The following is a 21,474-nucleotide window of genomic DNA, read 5'->3' on the forward strand; positions in this document are numbered from 1 at the left end:
TCTAAAAAAAAAACGTAGCAAACAAACGCGGCAACTATATTTCTTTTTCTGCCAATTGCTTTTGGTAAAGCTCCTTGTAATAGCCTTCTTGAGCGAGTAATTCTTGATGTGTTCCCTGCTGTAGAATCTGCCCGTCATCTAACACTATGATCTGATCTGCAGTCTTTGCGGAGGAGACCCTATGGCTCACAATAAGGGTGGTGCAATCTTGAGTAGCGATCTCTAAATTGCTCAAAATGGCTTCTTCGGTCTCGGTGTCTACTGCGGAGAGGCAATCGTCTAAAAGCAGCAACTTAGGCGATTTGATCAAGGCTCGGGCAATAGAAACGCGCTGTTTTTGACCTCCGGATAGGGTAATACCGCGTTCTCCTAGTATGGTTTGATAGCCTTTGCTAAAATCGATAATATTGTCGTGAACCACAGCCATCTTAGCAGCCTGTTCAATTTCTTCTTGGGTGGCATCTTCCTTACCAAATTTGATGTTGTTGGCCAAGGTGTCGCTAAAAAGGAAAGCGTCTTGCGGGACATACCCCATTTGTTGTCTGAATGCTTCCAGATTGATCTCGCGCAGGTCTATTCCATCCGCAGTAATACTACCTTTTTCCACATCGTAAAGGCGGCCCAGCAACTCAAGTACAGTCGATTTCCCCGAGCCCGTGTTTCCAAGAATAGCGAGTTTTTCACCTGGCGCTAACTGAAAACTAATTCCTTTTAAGGCCTTGATATTGGTGTCTGGATAAGTAAAGTGTACATTTTCAAAACGGATCGCTCCCTGAAGATTAACTGCTTCAACACTTGGATTTACGATCTCTGGTTCTTGCCCAAGGAATTCGTTAATACGCTTCTGAGAGGCCTCTGCTTGTTGTACCATAGAGGTTACCCAGCCCACAATGGCCACTGGCCAGGTCAGCATATTCACATAAACCAAGAACTCGACTATGGTTCCCAGATCGATCTGCCCGTCTATGTATTGTTTCCCTCCTATATATATGACCAGGGTGTTGCTTATCCCAATAAGTAGTATCATAAGTGGAAAGAACAAGGCTTGCACCTTTACCAAGTCGATATTCTTGTCTTTACTCCCTTCTGCAAGTTCCACAAAACTGCTGTTGGTTGGGGGTTCAATGCCATAAGCTTTAATTACCGAGATCCCGCTAAAGGATTCTTGGGTAAAAGTGGTCAATTTGGCCAAATACTCCTGTACAACTGTACTGCGCTTGTGAATAGCGCGGCTCAATTTGTAGATAGCTACCGATAAGATAGGCAAAGGCGTTACCGCGTACAAGGTTAGTAGTGGCGCGGTATAGATCATATAACTGATGGTCACCACAAAGGTGGTTACCGTGGTGGCACTGTACATAAGGGCAGGCCCCACATACATGCGCACCTTAGAGACATCTTCGCTGATTCGGCTCATCAAATCTCCGGTGCGGTTCTGTTTGTAAAAGGCTAGCGACAAGCGTTCGTATTGCTGGAAAACTTCATTTTTAAGGTCGAATTCTATAAAGCGCGAAACCACAATAATGGTCTGTCGCATGATAAAGGTGAAGAACCCGGCCAATAAAGCAGCCCCTAGTATTACAAGTATGTTGGTGTTTATATCGGACAAAAGCGAATCCATCTGGGCTTCAGAAGCAGATGCGAATGAATCCACAGTGTCTATTATGTTACCGATAAAGATCGGAATGAAAAGGGAAAAGATTCTTGCAATTACCGTAATGAGAAGCCCAAGGGCTAAACGGCCGCGATATTTGATAAAAAACTTGTTGAGATACTTGAGTTCCTTCATTCCTTTTTTAAGGATGGTTAATAAATTATTCTTATTTCTGCCGCTATTTAGTTGTTAATATTTCAATTAACCGTTACTTTTGCCCGTCCTTTTTAAAGGATTCATAACCTATATATTCTATGATGGCAGAAATCATACCTACTGAAGACCTCAAAAAAATGGACCCCGTTTTTGGTCAGTTTTCTTTCGATAACCACGAACAGGTGGTCTTTTGCAATGACAAAGATACAGGTTTAAAAGCAATAATCGGTATCCACAATACGGTCATGGGACCGGCTTTGGGAGGTACTCGAATGTGGTCTTATAAATCGGAATGGGAAGCGCTCAATGACGTATTGCGTCTTTCAAGAGGTATGACCTATAAGTCAGCGATTACCGGCCTTAATCTAGGTGGTGGTAAGGCGGTTATCATAGGTGACGCCAAAACACAAAAGACTCCAGAGCTTATGTTGCGCTTTGGTGAATTTGTGCACTCTTTAGGAGGTAAATACATTACTGCAGAAGATGTAGGTATGGCTACTTCAGATATGGATCTGGTACGCACCGTGACTCCTTATGTCACCGGAATCTCCGAAGTAAAAGGAGGAGCCGGTAACCCATCTCCAATTACCGCTTATGGTGTATTTATGGGGATGAAGGCGGCCGCCAAATACCGATACGGTTCAGAAATGCTAGAAGACAAGCGTGTGTTTGTTCAGGGGATCGGTAATGTCGGTGAGGCTTTGGTTGAACATTTGACCAACGAAGGAGCTAAGGTTGTCCTTAGTGATATTAGCGAAGAGCGTTTGCAAGAGGTAAGTGCCAAATACGGAGCAGAGATCTATCGTGGAGATAATCTTTATGCTGAGCCTATGGATATCTATGCACCTTGTGCTTTAGGAGCCACCGTTAACGACAACACCATTGAGCAGTTACAAGCGGCGGTGATCGCTGGAGCAGCGAACAATCAGCTAGCCGATGAGAACATTCACGGTAAGCGCCTGCGCGAGCGCGGAATTGTTTACGCTCCGGACTTCTTGATCAATGCTGGAGGTATCATCAATGTGTACGCGGAATTGGAAAACTACGGCAAGGCAGATATTATGCGTAAGACAGAGAATATCTACAACACTACCTTAGAGATCCTAGAAAAAGCAGAGCAACAAGATATTACTACGCATCAGGCAGCCTTTGATATTGCTCAAGCGCGTATCGATGCCAGAAAAAAGGATAGCTAATCCGCTTTAGACCAGAAGCGTTTTTTATTACATTTGCAGGGTACAATTAAGTATACCTGTATTAAGTTCTTACCCATGCTGACCCGAAGACATATTCGTATCAAAGTATTGCAAACCATCTATGCTTTTGACAAAGCCGAGATAGATGAGCTCAAAAAGAGTGAAAAATTCCTAGTGTATAGCATGGAACAAATGCGCGACCTGCACTTGGTAATGTTGAGTTTGCTAGTCAATCTGCGCGACTACGGGGCCGATCAGCTGGAAAAGCGTAAGAAAAAACACTTGGTCACTCAAGAAGACCTCAATCCCAACACTGCTTTTATTGACAATAAAGTGCTGTTACTCTTAAAAGAGAACACAGCCTTGAACACCTTGGTCACTGAGCGTAAGTTGGACTTCTGGAAACTCGATGACGAATACATCAGCCTTTTGTATAAGGAGTTGATGGCTGCGGATTTCTACCAGGAGTATATGGACAATGCCAGCAGCGATTTCAAAACCGATAAAGAGTTCGTTATTAAGCTTTACAAAGAGATCGTTGCGCCTAACGACAAGCTTTACGACTATTTCGAGGACAAGCGTCTGACCTGGTTAGACGATTATCCAGTAGTGAATACGGGGATCGTCAAGCTCTTGAATCAAATGGGCCCCAACCCAAGCGACGGTAAATTAACCCCGCCGGCTTTTAAGAACAAAGAAGATCTGGACTTTGGTGTGGAGCTCTTTAGAAAAGTGGTTTTGCACGACGAGAAATACACCAAAGACATCATTGGAAAGACCCCAAATTGGGACAAGGATCGCATTGCAGATCTGGATATGATCATGATCAAGATGGGAATCGCGGAATTTCTGCATTTTCCAAGTATTCCGGTTAAGGTGACAATTAACGAATATTTAGAGATTGCCAAGGAGTATTCTACCCCGAAAAGCAGTATTTTTATCAATGGTATTCTAGACAAATTAGTTCAGCAATACCGCGACGATAACAGCCTGAACAAAATAGGACGCGGGCTTAGATAGAATAGAAAATTTGGTTATTTTAGCCACTCTTAAAAAAATTAAACCCAAAAAGATGAAAAAATCAGCATTAATATTGGCAGCCTTTGTTGCTTTCGCCTTTACTTCTTGTAAAGAGAACGCTGCTGACAAAGTAGACGGAGCAGCAGACGTATCTGCAAATGCAGAAGCAGCCACTAGCGCTAGTGGTGATGAAGCTAAGTTCCCTGTAATGACTTTTGAGACTACAGAGCACGATTTTGGAACTATTGACCAAGGAACTAACGTAGAGCACTTGTTCAAGTTCAAGAATACTGGAAATGCTCCATTGGTTGTAGTTGACGCTAAATCAAGCTGTGGATGTACTGTTCCAACTTGGTCTCGTGAGTCTATCCCTCCAGGAGGAGAAGGAGAGATGCTAGTAAAATTCAACGGATCTGGTCAGAATCAGGTAAGCAAAACAGTGACTATCACTGCTAATACTCGTAACGGGAAAGAGCTTATCAAGATCAAAGCTTTCGTAACACCTAAAGCTGGTGCAACAGGTTCTCCTATCCAAGTTAACTCTTCAGGACAATAATCCATGGAAGGATTCCAACAATTTATCCCCTTATTACTGCTCTTTGCAGTGTTCTATTTATTTCTGATCGCGCCACAGCGTAAGAAACAAAAACAAGAACGCAAGTTCATCGAAGAGTTGAAAAAGGGAGATCGCGTGGTAACTATTAGTGGAATGCACGGCAAGGTTCTAGATATCAATGACGACGGAACCTGCATCATAGAAACCGGAGCTGGCAAGATCAAGTTCGATCGCGCTGCCATTTCTATGGACAAGAGCAAACGCTTAAACGAGCCCGCGAAGAAATAATTCGCTTTTACAGCATTAAAAAAGCCGTTCTCAACAGAACGGCTTTTTTATTTTATGGTCCTTGTGTTTTTAAAATCGGTAGCCCACTAAAATTCCTCCTCTTAAGAATCCTTCTGGGCCGTCTTGGTCGTCAATAAGGTAGCGGCCGCCACCCAGACTGAGCTCAAAGACAAAGCCATTGTTGCTTACCCATTTTTGTCCAATGGCCACACCTATACCAGCATTGAACCAGTTCTCTTGGGTTATGATCTCTGTAGTATTTCCATCTATAGTGACCAAATAATCGAAGTTCTCTTCTGTCCCTCCGGCAAATTTTAAAAGTCCTTCTACAAAGAAACCGCGGGCACCGTATTCTTTTTTATTGAAGAAATACTGGCGGTAAAAAGGGGTCAAGGCCCAGGCCTGATATTCGTCAAAGTCGTCGTTTAAACTAAAACTCACAGAAGTTCCCACACCTGAATAGCGACTTAGCACATATTCATAACTGAATTCGATATTGGGTACGGCAAGTGCTTCTAATGCGTCTAACCGAAGCTCGTGCTTGCGTTCTTCAATAGGTTTAGGGGTTGTGGATTCATTGTCTTGTGCCCATAGGGCAGCAGTGAACAGGCCCAGTAGGGCTGTTAGCAATTTCTTTTTCATTATAGCAAATTAATTAATTAGTGGCCAGCCTGCGAGCTATATTCACAATGACCTCTATGGCTTTTTCCATACTCTCTACCGGTACGTATTCGTAACGGCCGTGAAAGTTGTGACCACCCGCAAAGATGTTCGGACAGGGCAAGCCCATAAAACTCAATTGAGAACCATCGGTACCGCCTCTGATAGGCTTAATGATAGGCGTGATGCCTGCCTCTTGCATAGCCTGCTCGGCCAGTGTTACAATATGCATTACGGGTTCTATCTTTTCCCGCATATTGTAGTACTGATCTTTAAGCGTCACAGTTACCGTACCGGCTCCGTGCTTTTCATTCAATAGACGAGCAATATCTTGAAAGGTTGCTTTGCGCGCTTCGAATTTTTCACGGTCGTGATCTCTTATTATGTACTGCAATTTGGTTTCATCTACGCTACCTTGCTGATCGTAAAGGTGATAGAAGCCCTCACGGCCTTCGGTAGTCTCTGGAGTTTCATTGGCAGGTAGCGCATTGATAAACTCCGTAGCGATATACATACTGTTGATCATTTTGCCTTTGGCATAACCCGGGTGTACAATTTTACCCTTTATAGTAACCACCGCACCAGCGGCATTGAAATTTTCATATTCCAATTCTCCGATCTGGCTGCCGTCCATGGTATAAGCCCAATCGGCCCCAAATTTCTCTACATCGAAATGATGCGCTCCACGCCCGATCTCCTCATCCGGAGTAAAGCATACGCGAATGCGACCGTGTGGAATTTCCGGATTGTTTATCAGGTATTCCATGGCAGAGACAATTTCGGTGATCCCTGCTTTGTCATCGGCACCCAAAAGGGTAGTACCGTCTGTAGTGATAAGGGTTTGGCCTTTGTAGAGCAGTAGGTCCTCAAAATAACTAGGTGAAAGCACGATCTGTTTCTCCTCATTCAAGACAATGTCACCACCATTATAGTTTTCGTGTATCTGTGGTTTCACATTGGCACCGGTAAAGTCCGGAGAAGTATCGAAATGACTTACAAAGCCAATGGTAGGTACTTTATGCTGTATATTAGATTCCAAGGTAGCCATTACGTAGGCCTTGTCGTCTATGGTCACCTCTGTCATTCCAATGGCCTTTAGCTCTTCATAGAGTTTGTTGGCCAAGTCCCATTGCTTCTCAGTACTGGGTGTCGTTGGGCTGCTGGCGTCAGATTCGGTATCTGTGGTCACATAGCCTACAAACCGATCAATGAGGTGTTTTCTGTCTATCATGGAATAATTTTTTGTCACCCAAAAATAGCGATATGCCCGCAGCTGACCAAGTGTAAAATACTTGCTCCCGATGCTGTATTAGAAGCCGCAGAAAATGTATTTTTGTGCAAACATTCCAGCCGTGTATAAATTCCTGTTAAAACCGATTCTTTTTTGTTTTGATCCAGAAGCTGTGCATCATTTTACTTTCGGATTGATCCGTTTTATGCATAAGCTCGGATTGGGTGGGCTTTTTAGAGCTATCTATGTAACCAATGACCCAAAGCTGAAACGAGAGGTCTTTGGCTTGACCTTTGACAACCCGGTAGGTTTGGCAGCAGGCTTTGACAAAGACGCCAAGTTATACAATGAGCTGGCCAACTTCGGCTTCGGCTTTGTCGAAATAGGAACCCTGACTCCAAAACCTCAGGACGGGAACCCTAAAAAACGACTCTTTCGATTAAAAAAGGACAAAGCGATCATTAATCGGATGGGCTTTAACAACCAAGGAGTAGCTGCTGCATTGGGCCGATTAAAGAACAGAAAGACCCAAATCATCATAGGAGGAAACATAGGGAAGAACAAAGTAACTCCCAATGAAGAGGCGACTTCAGATTATATCAAATGTTTCGAAGCCCTATTTGATCATGTAGATTATTTTGTGGTGAATGTTAGCTCTCCGAATACGCCAAACTTGCGCGCTTTACAAGAAAAGGAGCCACTCACAGAGCTGTTAAAGACCTTACAAGAAAAGAATCAGGCCAAGAACAATCCGAAGCCAATCTTGCTCAAAATAGCACCAGACCTCAATGAGGATCAGCTCTTAGATATTATCGACATAGTTCGAGATTCTAAGACAGACGGCATTATCGCTACCAATACCACCATTGCACGCGAGCCTTTGACCACCTCCGCAGAAAAAGTTACTGCCATTGGCAACGGAGGCCTTAGCGGTAAACCACTAACTGATCGCAGTACTGAAGTGATTCGTTTCTTACATCAAAAAAGCGAGGGGAGTATTCCTATTATCGGCGTGGGCGGGATACACTCCGCAGCAGACGCTATGGAAAAGCTAGAAGCCGGCGCAAGCTTGGTGCAGCTCTATACCGGCTTTATTTATGAAGGACCAGCCCTGGTCAAGGCGATCCAAAAAGAGATTCTTAGCGCTTAACGAGTTTGCGTACCACCGTTTGCCCTTGCGTACTTTGTAAATGCACCAAGTAGACTCCGCTTTTAAGCTCGCTGATATCTAGCTCTAGATCTTGCTGCCCAACAATACGTCTTGCTATGACCTGTTGTCCTAAAGCGGAGTAGATAGCCACGCGGTCAAACTCAGCTTGGGGAAACTGTAGCATAAGTAAGTCTGTCGCTGGATTAGGACTCAGACTAACATTTTCTAGCGCGAGCTCATCCACAGACAAGATACCTTCTAGGCTAATGGTCAAAGTTCCCATGGGAGCTGTGGAGAATGGCATAACACCTTGTAAACTACTTATGGGGTCTTGGGGGTCTGTGTCCATGTTTGGAGAGCTGTAATCTGGGCCACTGTCGGTTCCGGCGTCATAAGGGTAGAGGTCGATCACGATCTCCTCGATCCAATTACCTTCCGAATTTAATAACGAAATACTGTTAATGCCAACAATCCAATCTGGAGAAGGGGCTATCATAGACACCAAGGTCAAAAGTGGATAGTCTGAGGTGGTTTCAATGAGGTCGATACTAACCGCTCCCGCAGCCGTGGCTAGGGCAGGGCCTTCAATTTGTTGATTGGCATCGCCGGTGCTGATTGCGCTGGCTACTTCGTTGAAGAATTGTACGTTATTGCCTTGTTCTGCCACATCTTCTAACCCGACTGTCGCTAATCCGCCGAGCTCAAAAAAAGTAATATTATCATTATGTGTCGCACCAACCAAACGCGACCAATGTGCTGTCGCTGGCAAACTACCACTGGAATGCGGATGTGTAGCTTGAGACCAAGTGCTTTCAAAACTGACGCTGTATTGGGCCGTGGATTGAGACCATCCCAAATGGGAGATCAGGGTAAGTATTAAAAGTAGGGTAGTCTTTTTCATAGCAGCTATTTTAGGTCCGTAGTCGGAATAAAACGCTATACATTACACAAATTGAAGTATTTTTAAGCTAATGCTAGAGAACCTCTACTTATTTGCTATTGCAACTGCTGGATTGGCCTTTTCTCCAGGTCCTGACAATATCTATGTCTTATCGCAGGCCATGGCTCACGGCAGCCGTTACGGAATTGCAACTACGGCCGGCTTGATCTCGGGCTGCATAGTGCATACCACCTTGTTGGCCTTTGGCGTCTCAGCAATTATTACTGCTTCTCCCGGGCTTTTTTGGGGGATCAAGATCTTTGGTGCCGCCTATTTGTTGTTTCTGGCCTATAAGGTCTACGGATCTAAAGGAGACATTATAGCAGATTCCGGAGTACCCAAAAAGAGTTTAACGCAGTTGTACTGGCAAGGCGTTGTCATGAACTTGCTAAACCCCAAGGTGATCTTATTCTTTTTGGCGTTTTTCCCTAGTTTTTTGTGGAACCCAGATGCTGGTCTGGTAAAGCAATTCTATATTTTGGGAGGCAGCTTTATGCTTATCTCTTTTCTCATCTTTAGCAGTATAGCGCTTTTTGCTGGTCAACTCAACAAATACGCCATGAGTCACCCCAAGAGCGGACTCTTTTTCAAGTGGTTGCAGATCGTAGTTTTTGTAGGAATAGCAATCTATATTTTACTGCCCGAATAAGCCTTGGGAATCGTATATTTGAGTGATGCAAAAAGTTAAGCTCATCGAATGTCCAAGAGATGCCATGCAAGGCATCAAGGATTGGATTCCAACTCCTCAGAAAGTGCAGTATATCCAGGCTTTATTGCGCTGCGGATTCGATACCATAGATGTGGGTAGTTTTGTCTCACCCAAGGCAATTCCGCAAATGAAAGATACTGCCGAGGTATTAAACAACTTGGATTTGAGCACTACGGAGTCCAAACTCTTAGCAATAGTGGCCAATGTTCGCGGAGCTCAAGATGCGCTAAAGTTTACGCAGATCGATTACCTCGGGTTCCCGTTTTCCATTTCGGAGAACTTTCAGATGCGAAATACGCACAAGACCATTGCGCAGTCTGTAGAAACCTTGCGGGAGATTCTAAACATAGCCGATGCGCATAACAAAGAGGTAGTGGCCTATCTCTCTATGGGATTTGGCAATCCGTACGGAGACCCTTGGAATGTTGATATTGTGGGCGAGTGGACCGAACGTTTAGCAGCCATGGGTGTTAAGATCTTATCGCTCTCCGATACAATCGGTTCCAGTACTCCGGAGGTGATAGATTACCTATTCTCGAATCTTATTCCGCGCTATCCTGCCATTGAGTTTGGGGCGCATTTACACACCACTCCTAGCAGTTGGCACGAAAAAGTGGATGCTGCCTATCAGGCAGGTTGCCACAGGTTCGATGGCGCCATTCAAGGCTTTGGCGGTTGTCCAATGGCCAAAGATGAGCTTACCGGAAATATGCCAACAGAGCGCTTGGTCTCTTACTTTACAACGGTGAAAGCCGACACTAATATTGCTACTATGAGTTTTGAAAGCGCTTTTAACGAGGCTTCCAAGATATTTCACAAATACCATTAAGATGCGCGCACTTTCTTTTCTTTTACTGCTGATTTTAGCCTACGGATGTAAATCCGCAGCAACGCTAACCGATACTAAAAAAGACGACGGACAGATAGCATTCGTGATCATTCAGCTCAACGATGTATACGAGATCGCTCCTTTAGGAGGAGGTAAACACGGAGGTATGGCTCGCGTTGCCCACTTAAAGGATTCACTCAGCGCGATCAACCCGAATACTTTTATGGTCATGGCCGGTGATTTTCTGAATCCTTCGCTCATAGGAACGCTTAAACTAGATGGGCAGCGCATTTACGGCAAGCAAATGGTAGAGACCATGAACACTATGGGTATGGATCTGGCCACTTTTGGAAACCACGAGTTCGATATAGGACGTGAAGCTTTACAAAAACGCATAAATGAATCCCAGTTTGCCTGGACCTCTGCCAATGTTTTAGAGGTTAATAATGACCGTAAAACCTATTTCAACATCAACCGGAATATTGGAAACGTCGCTATAAAACCTTATTACATCTGGTCTATGACCGATGCAGACGGAACCAAACTCGATGTGGGTTTTGTAAGTGCCTGTATAGATTCCAATCCGAGAGATTTTGTAGCCTACCAGCCGGTAATTCCTTCTTTAAAAGCTGCGTTAGAGGCGGTGATCCCTAAGACAGATATTCAATTAGGGCTTACCCACTTGGCTTTAGAACAAGACAAAGAAGTTGCTAACCAGTTTGATGCACTTAGACTGATTATGGGTGGACATGAGCACAATAATATGTCGGTTCCGACCAATAATGCTACTGTGGTTAAGGCAGACGCCAATGCCAAAACGGTTTATGTGCATCGCTTTAGCTACAATAAAAAGACTAAGGCGCTCATCATAGATTCAGAATTAGTGCCAATAGATGATAAACTTGCTGCGCAGCCCGCAACCGAGGCCGTAGTAACGAAATGGGAGGCTATTTTAGATGCTAAGCTCAAAGAAGTAGTTGCAGACCCTAACGAGATCATTTATACAGCAACAACACCTTTAGACGGAACAGATAGTGCCAGTAGAGGTGTGCAAACTAATTTGGGAGGTATCATAACCGAAGCAATGGCCAAAGCTTTTGACCAACCTGCTCAGGCAGCCCTGGTTAATGGAGGCTCTATCCGTCTGGACGATATGTTAGCTGGAGCTATTAGTAGTCTAGATATATTCCGCGTGCTGCCATTCGGAGGACATGTGGTTAAGGTAGATATGAGCGGAGCACTGTTAATAAAGACGCTTGACTACGGATTGAGCAAGCGCGGTAAGGGAGCCTATCTGCAGCGCTTCAACATAGACCGAAATGCACAAGGGGAGTGGATGATAGGGCCTACAGAGATTGACCCAGAAGGCGTCTATAGCATTGCGCTGAGTGATTTCTTGCTCAAAGGATTCGATATCCCTTTTCTAACTGCAGACCACCCGGAGATCCTTGGAGTATACACTCCAGAACCTACAGAGATGGCAGGCGATATTCGCCGAGCGGTCATAGACTTTCTTAAGCAATAAACGTAAAACAGGCTGATACTCAGCGTCTACGATTCTTAACTTCAATTTTATTTAAAATTAATCTAAATAAACTTGTTTGGATAAGTGCTGAGTCTTAATTTTGCATCGTTATTTAAAGTCGTTCTAAATAAAAAATAGAACATTTTAGGCTCTAGATACACTATCAGCTGATTAGATTAAAACCTTGTAAAGAACCAAATTTTTAGACATCTACAACTTATTACTTAGAATAAGTCTTAATAAAAACAACTATGAAATACATCCCAAATTTAATCTTAGCAGCAACAGTTCTTTTTGCCAGTTGCTCAGACGATGATAATACAGAACCTATCGTAGACAACGGTGGGGTAGATATAGAGGCACCACTTACCTACAGTTTTGATCGCGACGGTGCTACAACTGTGGCCTTTGACGGTCAGACCACTCGTATTCGTATGGCCGAGGAAGTAGTAGAAGCCTTATTAGATTTTGACAACGCCACTGCCGAATCACTCTCCGCCATGTACAACCATCAAGAAGGTGAATCGAATTTCCAAGACGCTGCTTTAAACGCTTCTGGCAAGAACTTGAGCAGTAAAACAGCCGCTTCTCGTGATTACTTTTTTGCCAACACGGCAGAATCCGCAGCTATTCGTGCAGCATTTGAAAGCTATCTGGAAAAACAGGTCACAGAGGTGTTTCCTGGCGAACTACAGGCGGCAGAACCAGGAGTTGCCGGACAGTTGGCAGATGGGAGTGCTACCCGCTGGGTAGCTCCAAATGGCTTGGAGTACAATCAGTTGTGGATCAAAGGTCTAATAGGAGCTTTGATGACCGATCAAATGATAAACAACTATTTGAGTCCTGCAGTTTTAGACGAAGCCGACAATATTGAAAACAACGATAATGAGGTAGTAGAAGACGGTAAGAACTATACTACCATGGAGCATAAATGGGACGAAGCTTACGGTTACCTATTCGGAAATTCCCCGAGTGCTTCTAACCCATTGGCTACCCTTGGAGACGACGATAGTTTCTTGAATAAATATCTCGGTCGTGTAGAGAATGACACCGACTTTGCCGGTATAGCGCAGGAGCTCTTCGATGCCTTTAAACTAGGTCGTGCTGCAATAGTTGGTAAGAATTATCAATTGCGCGACGAGCAAGCTGCTATTATTCAGGAGCGTATTTCAGAGATCATAGCCATTAGAGCAGTATATTATCTAGAGCAAGGGCGTCTGGCGCTTGAACAAGAGAATTACGGTACTGCTTTCCACGACCTTTCCGAAGGATATGGTTTTATCTATAGTCTGCGCTTTACCAGAAATACGGTTACGGGAGCGCCATATTTTAACCGAACTGAGGTAGATGCCATGCTAGCTCAACTTATGGAGCAAGGGCCAAACGGCCTGTGGGATGTAACTCCTGCTATCTTGAGTGACCTAGCAGAAACTATTGCCGCTAAGTTCAGTTTTACCGTTGCACAAGCAGCAGATTAAACTGTGAATAAATTATCAAAACCGGGAGCCACACGAGCTGGCTCCTCGGGTTTTGCTTTGTAATTTTGCAAAAAATTTGAACATGATTAAAAAGACAATTTTTCTACTCTTTACAGGACTGCTTTTAGCCTGTTCTTCTGATGATCCAGCTCCAGATAATAACAACGGAGGTGGTGGAACCGATAACAATGGTGGAGACGGAACCACTGGTTTTGACCGTGCTGCGCTTTTGGCGAATTGGACAGACAATATCATCGTGCCGGCTTATGAGGAGTTCTACCCCTTTACAGAAGCTCTTGAAGAAAGTGTCACCGCCTTTGCAAACGATCCGACCTCTGTTGGTCTTTTGGAGGTGCGTACCGATTGGTTAGCTGCATATCGCGCTTTTCAGTGGGTTTCTATGTTCGAGATTGGACCGGCCGAAGAATTCAGATTCCGCGCTCGTTTAAACACGTATCCTGCAGATACGGCAAGTATTGACGAGTTTATCGCCTCGGGAACTTACGATCTTGAATTGCCTTCTACCATAGACGCTCAAGGTTTCCCTGCTTTGGATTATTTGCTATATGGTATAGCCGATACCGAAGAAGCTATCATAGACTTTTACGAGAACGATCCGACCGCACCTAATCATTTGGTGTATATGCAGAACTTGGCAGCGAACATTAAAACTCTTGCATCTTTAGTGCGCGATCAGTGGCTTATGAGTTTTGCCGCTAGTTTTAAGACCAATACTGCAGCTTCTGCAACCGGATCCATAGACAAGCTTACAAACGACTATATCTTGTATTACGAAAAAGCGCTACGCGCTGGGAAGATCGGTATTCCTGCCGGAGTATTCTCTACAGATCCGTTGCCACAGAATGTAGAGGCCTTCTTTAATCAAGAAGTATCTAAAGAATTGGCTCTAGAGGCTTTGCAAGCGGTACAGAGTTTCTTTAACGGGAACGGTCAAGCAGGAGGAAACGGTCGAGGCTTTAAGTCTTATTTAGATTTCTTGAACACCATCAAGAACGGAGAAGATCTCAGTACCTTGATCAACGAGCAGTTCGATCTGGCGCGTTTGGCGATCAACGATCTGGATGACAATTTTGCAACTCAGGTGCAAACCAATAATACCGCCATGCTGGAAGCCTACGACGAATTGCAGCGCAATGTGATTCTTTTAAAGGTAGACATGCTTCAGGCATTGAGCATTGACGTAGACTTTGTAGATACAGACGGCGACTAAAAATGTTCTCATTAGTAAATCATACCTATTTTAATCGCACGATTAAGACCGCTCCATTAGCGGTCTTTCGTGTTTTATTTGGTGTGATGATGCTCTTGAGTATTATTCGCTTTTGGGCCAATGGCTGGATATCGAAACTCTACTTAGAACCCGAGTTTCATTTTAGCTATTACGGCTTTGAGTGGGTTAAACCCATGGGTGTTTGGACATATCTATTATTTGTGGTTTGTGGTTTGGCTGCCCTAGGCGTGGCCTTAGGCTATAAATACCGATTGTCCATAGTCTTGTTCTTTTTGAGCTTTACCTATATAGAGCTGATGGACAAGACCACGTATTTGAATCACTATTACTTTGTCAGTGTACTTAGTTTTCTGATGATCTTTTTACCAGCCAACCGTTGGTTTGCTTTAGATGCTCTAAAACCTGGTTTTGCGGCCAAGGAAGTACCGCGTTGGACAGTGGATTCGCTTAAGCTTATGCTGGGGATCGTATATTTCTATGCAGGTTTGGCCAAGCTCAACAGCGATTGGTTGGTGGAAGCCATGCCTTTAAAGATCTGGCTGCCGGCCAAATACGATCTGCCTTTATTGGGAGATCTCATGCAGCAAGAATGGGTACACTACGCTTTTAGTTATGGGGGAGCAATTTATGATTTGTTCATTCCCTTTTTACTGCTCTTTGCCCGAACGCGTTGGTTTGCCTTTGGTTTGGTAGTGATCTTTCACGTTTTGACCAGAGTCCTGTTTCCTATAGGCATGTTTCCATATATCATGATCGTATCTTCGCTCATCTTTTTTAGTCCGAGTTTTCACGAGCGACTTTTAAGTGGATTCCAAACTTTATTAAAAAGGCTAAAACTCTATCGGCAACAAGCGGTACACACTACAAATGCTTGGCGACCTAAAACATATGTAAAGCCTGTTCTGATCCTCTTCTTTGCTGTTCAATTGTTATTCCCGTGGCGCTATTTGTTATATCCGGGGGAGTTGTTCTGGACAGAGGAAGGCTATCGCTTCTCTTGGCGTGTCATGCTAATGGAAAAGGCCGGTTATGCGCAATTCAAAGTGGTGGACGGACAATCCGGAAAGTCATTTGCCATAGACAATAGCGACTTTTTAACGCCGCTGCAAGAAAAGCAAATGAGCTTTCAGCCCGATTTTATCTTAGAGTATGCCCATTATTTGGCAGATCATTATCAGCAGCAAGGCTATAAGGATGTGGCTGTCTATGTAGAGAGCTATGTTGCTCTTAACGGGCGATTGAGTCAAGCCTATATAGACCCAAAGGTCGATCTGGTGAGCCAGCGCGAATCTTTTAAACACAAAACCTGGATACTTCCTTTTAACGATACCATCGATGGACTTTAAATCTCTTAGTACATACCTAGTTGTCTTTTTTAGCTTTTGCTGTGTATCTGCGACCTTTGGCCAATTAAGGCTGGAAGTCCAAGTGAATGACGAACAGGGACAAGCGGTAATAGACGCAGAAGTTTACCTCAATCCTGCGGTAGAGAGTGGTCTCACAGATGTCAATGGCCAAGTTGTCTTTGAAGATCTGGAGCCGGGAGATTACCAGCTTTATGTCTTTGCCTTAGACTACGAGCTCTTGGAGGCTACCATCAGCCTAAATGCTAACAAGACCTTGACTTACGTTTTAGAGCCTTTAGGGGAAGCGCTTTCTGAGGTTATCATTACTGCTCAAAGAGAAACGGTTTTAGCATTGAGACAATTGCGTCCGGTCGAGGGGACTGCTATTTATTCCGGTAAGAAAAGTGAGGTTGTCCTGTTAGACAATGTCACAGCAAACTTGGCTACAGCCAACGCCAGACAGATCTATTCTCGAATAGTTGGACTTAACATTTACGAGAACAATGACGCTGGCTTGCAGCTCAATATAGGTGGCCGAGGTCTAAATCCTAATAGAACGGCCAATTTCAACACCCGTCAGAACGGTTATGATATCTCTGCGGATGTTCTGGGTTATCCCGAAAGTTATTATTCGCCACCACCAGAGGCGGTACAAGAGATCCAAATAGTTCGCGGTGCTGCGTCCTTGCAATACGGAACCCAGTTCGGCGGCTTGGTGAACTTTAAAATGCGCGAACCCGAAAAGGATAAACCAATTGCCTTAGTGAGTAGACAAACTCTAGGAGCTTACAACCTTTTTACCAGTTTTAATAGTTTAAGCGGAACCCTAGGTAAGTTCAGTTATTACAGCTATTTCAACTATAAATCTGGAGAGGACTTTAGACCAAATTCTGACTTTGAGTCTTACAATGCATTTGGTTTGTTGCGTTATAAACCGTCTAACAGAACAACAATCACTGCGGAGTTTAGTTATCTGAACTATTTGGCTCAGCAAGCGGGCGGACTCACAGACAGTCAATTTCAAGAAGACCCCAGCTTTAGCAACAGAACGCGCAATTTTTTTAAGATCGATTGGAAGCTGTACAGCTTAAAATGGGAGCAAGCCATTGCTCAGCGAAGCCAATTCAGTTTAAATCTGTTTGCTTTAGATGCTTCACGCAAGGCGGTGGGCTTTAGAGAGAATAGAGTCTCTCAAGTTGATGATCTTGATGCGCCACGGGAACTCATTATTGGGAATTTTAGAAACTGGGGTGCAGAAGCGCGATTTTTGAGTCGTTATGATGCCTTTGGACAAGAGCAGACCTTTTTAATAGGAGGGAAGTACTATCAGTCAAACAATGCAGAACGCCAAGGTCCAGGAACCAATGGCCTAGATGCAGACTTCAATTTTGCGGATGAGGAGTTTCCCAACTATGCCAGACAAAGCGATTTTGACTTGCCTAACCTGAATGTGGCAGTCTTTGCTGAGCATATTCTAAAGCTGAATGAGAAGCTCAGTATCACTCCAGGAGCACGCTTTGAATACATCAAAACCGAGATCGACGGTAGCTTTGAGCGCATCAACTTTGACTTGGCAGGGAATCCCATCCTACAAGAAACCGTGCCTGATATGCGCAGTGTAGATAGAAGTTTTGTACTGCTCGGTTTAGGAGCAAGCTACAAGGCCACCGACGCCTTGGAATTCTATGGGAACATTAGCCAAAATTACCGCTCGGTAACCTTTAGTGATATTCGTATTACGAATCCCTCGCTGACCATTGATCCCAACATAAGCGACGAATCTGGTTTTACGGCGGATATAGGCTTGCGAGGTCGTATAAAGAACAGCTTTAGTTTTGATGCCGGCCTTTTCTTGTTGAGCTACCAAGACCGTTTGGGATTGGTGCTAAGAGCTGTTAGCGATATCCAGCAAGCGCAATTCCGCGGGAATATCGGCGACGCTATTACCTATGGTTTTGAGGGCTTTGGTGAATACAATTTAGTGCCTGCCCTTGGTCTGGGCAAAGAATACCGACTCAGTGTATTTGCGAACTTAGCATTGACCCGCTCTGAATACACCCGAAGCGAACTCAATAATGTGGTGGGGAATCAGGTGGAATTTGTACCCGATGTAAACTTAAAGACAGGTTTGAGTATGGGTTATAAGAATTTCTTGGCCAGTTTGCAGTACACTTATTTGAGCGAGCAGTTTACCGATGCCACCAATTCTCGGGCCGATCTAGACAGCCAAAGCGGTATAGTAGGAGAGATCCCGGCTTATGACATACTTGACTTTTCTGCCCGTTACCGATTCAAATCATGGTTGCAAGTTGAAGGTGGAATAAACAATCTGCTAGACAACAATTATTTTGTCCGCAGAGCTACAGGCTACCCCGGGCCAGGGATAATTCCAAGTCAGCCGCGTACCTGGTATGCAGGTTTGGAATTTCGCTTTTAGGCCCATGTGGAATTCTTAAGGAATTCTTTACATCTGCTCTCGTCGATTTTTGGTATATTTGCATGCAATTAAATAAAATTCAACGTTCGGCAACGGGCACCAGATTTAATTGCAATGACAGCACATCAAAACAAAATAGTAGGCGAGGGTCTTACTTATGACGACGTTCTACTTGTTCCGGCCTATTCTCAGGTACTTCCCAGAGACGTTTCTATCAAATCTAAATTCACGCGTAATATTTCGCTCAATGTTCCTATTGTATCCGCAGCTATGGATACAGTTACAGAAGCGCGCATGGCCATTGCTATGGCTCGTGAAGGTGGAATCGGCGTTTTGCACAAGAACATGACCATTGCGCAGCAAGCCACTAAGGTACGTCGCGTTAAGCGTGCAGAAAGTGGGATGATCATCGACCCGGTGACCCTGCCAATGGACGCCAAGGTGATCGACGCCAAGAACAGTATGCGAGAGCACAGTATTGGTGGGATCCCTATTGTAGATGGGCAAGGCAAGCTCAAGGGAATTGTTACCAACCGAGACCTGCGTTTCGAAAAGAATAACGATCGTCCTATCGTTGAAGTAATGACCAGCGAGAACTTGGTAACCACCCACGAAGGCACCTCATTGATGGATGCCGAAGAGATCTTACAAGACAACAAGATCGAAAAGCTGCCAGTTGTAACTAAAGAGAATACCCTTATCGGTCTAATTACCTTTAGAGATATTACCAAGCTATCCTTAAAGCCGAATGCGAACAAAGACAGTTATGGTCGATTGCGTGTGGCTGCGGCGGTTGGAGTTACCGGCGATGCTGTAGAACGTGCTGCAGCTTTAGTCAATGCCGATGTAGATGCCATTGTTATCGATACAGCCCACGGACATACTCAGGGCGTTGTGACCGTTTTAAAAGAAATTAAGAAGCGCTTCCCAGAACTGGAAGTGGTGGTTGGAAACATTGCCACTGCAGAAGCCGCAAAATATTTAGTAGAAGCCGGAGCCGATGCTGTTAAGGTTGGTATTGGGCCTGGTTCTATCTGTACCACTCGCGTTGTGGCCGGAGTTGGATTCCCCCAGTTCTCTGCAGTTTTAGAAGTAGCTGCTGCCATAAAGGGTAGTGGAGTTCCAGTTATTGCAGATGGAGGTATTCGCTACACAGGAGATATTCCAAAGGCCTTGGCCGCCGGAGCTGACTGTGTTATGCTAGGATCGCTACTTGCAGGGACTAAGGAGTCTCCTGGAGAGACCATTATTTACGAAGGGCGTAAGTTCAAGTCCTATCGTGGTATGGGATCTGTAGAGGCTATGTCTAAAGGGTCTAAAGACCGTTATTTCCAAGATGTGGAAGACGACCTAAAGAAATTGGTTCCAGAGGGAATTGTTGGCCGTGTGCCTTACAAAGGAGATCTTTTTGAGAGTATCCACCAGTTTGTAGGTGGTTTACGTGCCGGTATGGGTTACTGCGGAGCTAAAGATGTTCCGACACTTCAAGAGAAAGGTAAATTTGTTAAGATCACTTCCGCAGGTATCCACGAGAGTCATCCGCACAATGTGACCATTACTAAAGAGGCTCCGAATTACAGCAGATAATATTAAGATCATTCCAAAAAAAAAGCACTGTCGATAAACAGTGCTTTTTTGTTTTATTAAGGGTCTGTAGTGCTACTCTTCGGTAGGTAGACCTAGTTTTTGCATAACCGCAATGGTAAGATCGAATTTAGGATCCAAATAAGCTACGGTTGCGTTGCTTGTAAGTACTTGAGTATATCCTTGTTCTTGAGCTACTGCTTCTAAAGCAACGCCTACTTTCTGATAAAGCGGTTGCATTAATTCGTTTTGCTTAAGCTGGATCAAGGTTACAGAGTTTTGACGAAACTGCTGCATTTCTCCTTCTAGAGCGATAATCTCGTTCTGCTTGGTTTTCTTGATCGCATCTCCGTAAGTGGATTCCATTTCTTGATACTTAGCGATCAAGGAATCGTACTTGGCGATTTTCTGACCCAATTCGGTATCCAATTCTTTTCCGTAAGCTTCAACACCTGACTTTACATTGGTAAGATCTGGCATTTTGCTCAAAATATAATCTACATCGATGGTACCTACTTTAGAGGTTTGTGCGAACATTTGAAATGATGTCGCTAGGGCAATGATTCCTATGAGATAAAAACGCATAATTCTAATTTTTTGCAAATATAGAATTTTAGCTTACAATTACGGTGCCAATTAACACTAAGTGCTTTCGGCAATGCGCTGGCCTCTATGCGGTTTGAGAATTTCGCGCAGGGCCTGTACATCTTTTAAGTCTACTACCACATAGGCAGAATGCCACATGGGAGATTGCACTATACTGCCGCTTTCGTGACATACAAAACTCTCCCGAGCAAAGAACTCTCCCAAATGGATCAAGTGGTGTTCTGCGGTTCGTTCTCCTGCCGGACCTTTAAAGTCCCAAATTAATCTGGCTTTGGCTTCCATTCTTAAGTATTAGCGACAGAGGTTCCGTCTTCTACAAAGGCCTTAAAATCTTGCATATACTTTAAGGACTGTTTTTTAAAGGCACCAGGCATTAGCCAGCCCATTAATTTCATACCAAATCCTTGGAACTGGAATTCGCAATCAGATACCCACTTGGTCTTCCCGTCCGGAGTTTCTTCAAAATTTAATTTCTGGATATTGTGAACCCCCTTGGTATCGTAAGTAGCTTCGAATTCATGTGGAAAATTGCGCTTTGTGATCGTTTCTGTAAGACTCATTTGACGCTTTCCCATTTGGTAATTGAGTTGCATTTTCGCACCCTCTTGTCCAGGCGTACCCTGCGTAACTTCATAACTGAGCAGGCCGCGCTGCCAGTGCTTCATATTCTCTGCGTTGTCTAGTTTTTCTATGACCTCTTGTAAAGGTCTATCTATGGTGATTTCGCAAGTGTATTTCATGAATATTGAGTTTAGTTGTTGATCGATACCTTAAAGGTAGCAAAAATCTAAGTGCGTTAATATTATGGTAAATTTCTTAACAGCTGTGGAGTCGTGGCGTTAAAATCTTGCTTGGCC

General features: G+C 44.2%; 20 protein-coding genes. 13 read left to right on the forward strand and 7 right to left on the reverse strand.

Features of this window, described 5'->3' with window-relative positions; translation table 11 throughout:
* Positions 1–34 precede the first annotated feature (34 nt).
* On the reverse strand, positions 35–1,789 hold the full coding sequence (locus BTO09_RS10980) for an ABC transporter ATP-binding protein (RefSeq protein WP_087524825.1): 1,755 nt from the start codon (positions 1,787–1,789) through the stop codon (positions 35–37).
* 119 nt (positions 1,790–1,908) lie between these two features.
* Between BTO09_RS10980 and BTO09_RS10985 the strand changes: the two genes are divergently transcribed.
* The 4 genes from BTO09_RS10985 (at position 1,909) to yajC (ending at position 4,870) form a co-directional block, all read left to right on the forward strand.
* Positions 1,909–3,006, forward strand: coding sequence for a Glu/Leu/Phe/Val dehydrogenase (locus tag BTO09_RS10985; RefSeq protein WP_087524826.1), 1,098 nt, complete (start codon positions 1,909–1,911; stop codon positions 3,004–3,006).
* Between the two features lie 75 nt (positions 3,007–3,081).
* Positions 3,082–4,026, forward strand: a complete 945-nt coding sequence (locus tag BTO09_RS10990; protein WP_087524827.1) for a transcription antitermination protein NusB — start codon at positions 3,082–3,084, stop codon at positions 4,024–4,026.
* Positions 4,027–4,078: 52 nt separating this feature from the next.
* On the forward strand, positions 4,079–4,582 hold the full coding sequence (locus BTO09_RS10995) for a DUF1573 domain-containing protein (RefSeq protein ID WP_087524828.1): 504 nt from the start codon (positions 4,079–4,081) through the stop codon (positions 4,580–4,582).
* 3 nt (positions 4,583–4,585) lie between these two features.
* On the forward strand, positions 4,586–4,870 hold the full coding sequence (gene yajC, locus BTO09_RS11000; RefSeq protein WP_087524829.1) for a preprotein translocase subunit YajC: 285 nt from the start codon (positions 4,586–4,588) through the stop codon (positions 4,868–4,870).
* Positions 4,871–4,939: 69 nt separating this feature from the next.
* On the opposite strand, the gene BTO09_RS11005 is transcribed toward yajC, so the two are convergent.
* The gene (locus BTO09_RS11005) at positions 4,940–5,512 is read right to left on the reverse strand and encodes a hypothetical protein (RefSeq protein ID WP_087524830.1); all 573 of its coding nucleotides are present in this window, start codon (positions 5,510–5,512) and stop codon (positions 4,940–4,942) included.
* 13 nt (positions 5,513–5,525) lie between these two features.
* A complete protein-coding gene (gene pepT / locus BTO09_RS11010; protein WP_087524831.1) occupies positions 5,526–6,761 on the reverse strand; it encodes a peptidase T in 1,236 nt (411 codons plus the stop codon).
* A gap of 121 nt (positions 6,762–6,882) precedes the next feature.
* Here pepT and BTO09_RS11015 point away from each other — a divergent pair, with 121 nt between their 5' ends.
* Positions 6,883–7,911 (forward strand): quinone-dependent dihydroorotate dehydrogenase, encoded by a 1,029-nt coding sequence (locus tag BTO09_RS11015; RefSeq protein ID WP_087525548.1) that lies wholly within the window; start codon positions 6,883–6,885, stop codon positions 7,909–7,911.
* Here BTO09_RS11015 and BTO09_RS11020 read toward each other — a convergent pair.
* Positions 7,901–8,812 (reverse strand): spondin domain-containing protein, encoded by a 912-nt coding sequence (locus BTO09_RS11020; protein WP_087524832.1) that lies wholly within the window; start codon positions 8,810–8,812, stop codon positions 7,901–7,903. The two genes, BTO09_RS11015 and BTO09_RS11020, sit on opposite strands and share 11 nt — an antisense overlap.
* Positions 8,813–8,882: 70 nt before the next feature.
* Here BTO09_RS11020 and BTO09_RS11025 point away from each other — a divergent pair, with 70 nt between their 5' ends.
* The 8 genes from BTO09_RS11025 to guaB all read left to right on the forward strand — a co-directional run bounded on the left by BTO09_RS11025 (position 8,883) and on the right by guaB (position 20,014).
* A complete protein-coding gene (locus BTO09_RS11025) occupies positions 8,883–9,500 on the forward strand; it encodes a LysE family translocator (RefSeq protein ID WP_087524833.1) in 618 nt (205 codons plus the stop codon).
* Positions 9,501–9,525: 25 nt separating this feature from the next.
* Positions 9,526–10,389 (forward strand): hydroxymethylglutaryl-CoA lyase, encoded by an 864-nt coding sequence (locus tag BTO09_RS11030; RefSeq protein ID WP_087524834.1) that lies wholly within the window; start codon positions 9,526–9,528, stop codon positions 10,387–10,389.
* Between the two features lies 1 nt (position 10,390).
* A complete protein-coding gene (locus tag BTO09_RS11035) occupies positions 10,391–11,914 on the forward strand; it encodes a bifunctional UDP-sugar hydrolase/5'-nucleotidase (protein WP_087524835.1) in 1,524 nt (507 codons plus the stop codon).
* A 251-nt stretch (positions 11,915–12,165) separates the two neighbouring features.
* Positions 12,166–13,392 carry a DUF4856 domain-containing protein gene (locus BTO09_RS11040; RefSeq protein ID WP_087524836.1) on the forward strand — a complete coding sequence of 409 codons (1,227 nt, stop codon included), beginning with the start codon at positions 12,166–12,168 and terminating at the stop codon, positions 13,390–13,392.
* 82 nt (positions 13,393–13,474) lie between these two features.
* Positions 13,475–14,623, forward strand: coding sequence for an imelysin family protein (locus tag BTO09_RS11045; protein ID WP_087524837.1), 1,149 nt, complete (start codon positions 13,475–13,477; stop codon positions 14,621–14,623).
* Between the two features lie 2 nt (positions 14,624–14,625).
* Entirely contained in the window at positions 14,626–15,990 is a 1,365-nt protein-coding gene (locus BTO09_RS11050) for an HTTM domain-containing protein (RefSeq protein WP_087524838.1), read from the forward strand.
* On the forward strand, positions 15,980–18,427 hold the full coding sequence (locus BTO09_RS11055; RefSeq protein ID WP_087524839.1) for a TonB-dependent receptor: 2,448 nt from the start codon (positions 15,980–15,982) through the stop codon (positions 18,425–18,427). Before BTO09_RS11050 ends, BTO09_RS11055 begins: the two co-directional genes overlap by 11 nt.
* 114 nt (positions 18,428–18,541) lie before the next feature.
* Positions 18,542–20,014, forward strand: a complete 1,473-nt coding sequence (gene guaB / locus BTO09_RS11060; protein WP_087524840.1) for an IMP dehydrogenase — start codon at positions 18,542–18,544, stop codon at positions 20,012–20,014.
* Positions 20,015–20,086: 72 nt separating this feature from the next.
* On the opposite strand, the gene BTO09_RS11065 is transcribed toward guaB, so the two are convergent.
* The 3 genes from BTO09_RS11065 to BTO09_RS11075 are packed head-to-tail and all read right to left on the reverse strand — an operon-like array spanning position 20,087 to position 21,357.
* A complete protein-coding gene (locus BTO09_RS11065; RefSeq protein ID WP_087524841.1) occupies positions 20,087–20,596 on the reverse strand; it encodes an OmpH family outer membrane protein in 510 nt (169 codons plus the stop codon).
* Between the two features lie 57 nt (positions 20,597–20,653).
* The gene (locus BTO09_RS11070; RefSeq protein ID WP_087524842.1) at positions 20,654–20,899 is read right to left on the reverse strand and encodes a hypothetical protein; all 246 of its coding nucleotides are present in this window, start codon (positions 20,897–20,899) and stop codon (positions 20,654–20,656) included.
* A 2-nt stretch (positions 20,900–20,901) separates the two neighbouring features.
* Positions 20,902–21,357, reverse strand: a complete 456-nt coding sequence (locus BTO09_RS11075; protein ID WP_087524843.1) for an SRPBCC family protein — start codon at positions 21,355–21,357, stop codon at positions 20,902–20,904.
* Between the last annotated feature and the right edge of the window lie 117 nt (positions 21,358–21,474).

It is taken from the genome of Gilvibacter sp. SZ-19 (assembly GCF_002163875.1).
Taxonomy (GTDB): domain Bacteria; phylum Bacteroidota; class Bacteroidia; order Flavobacteriales; family Flavobacteriaceae; genus Gilvibacter.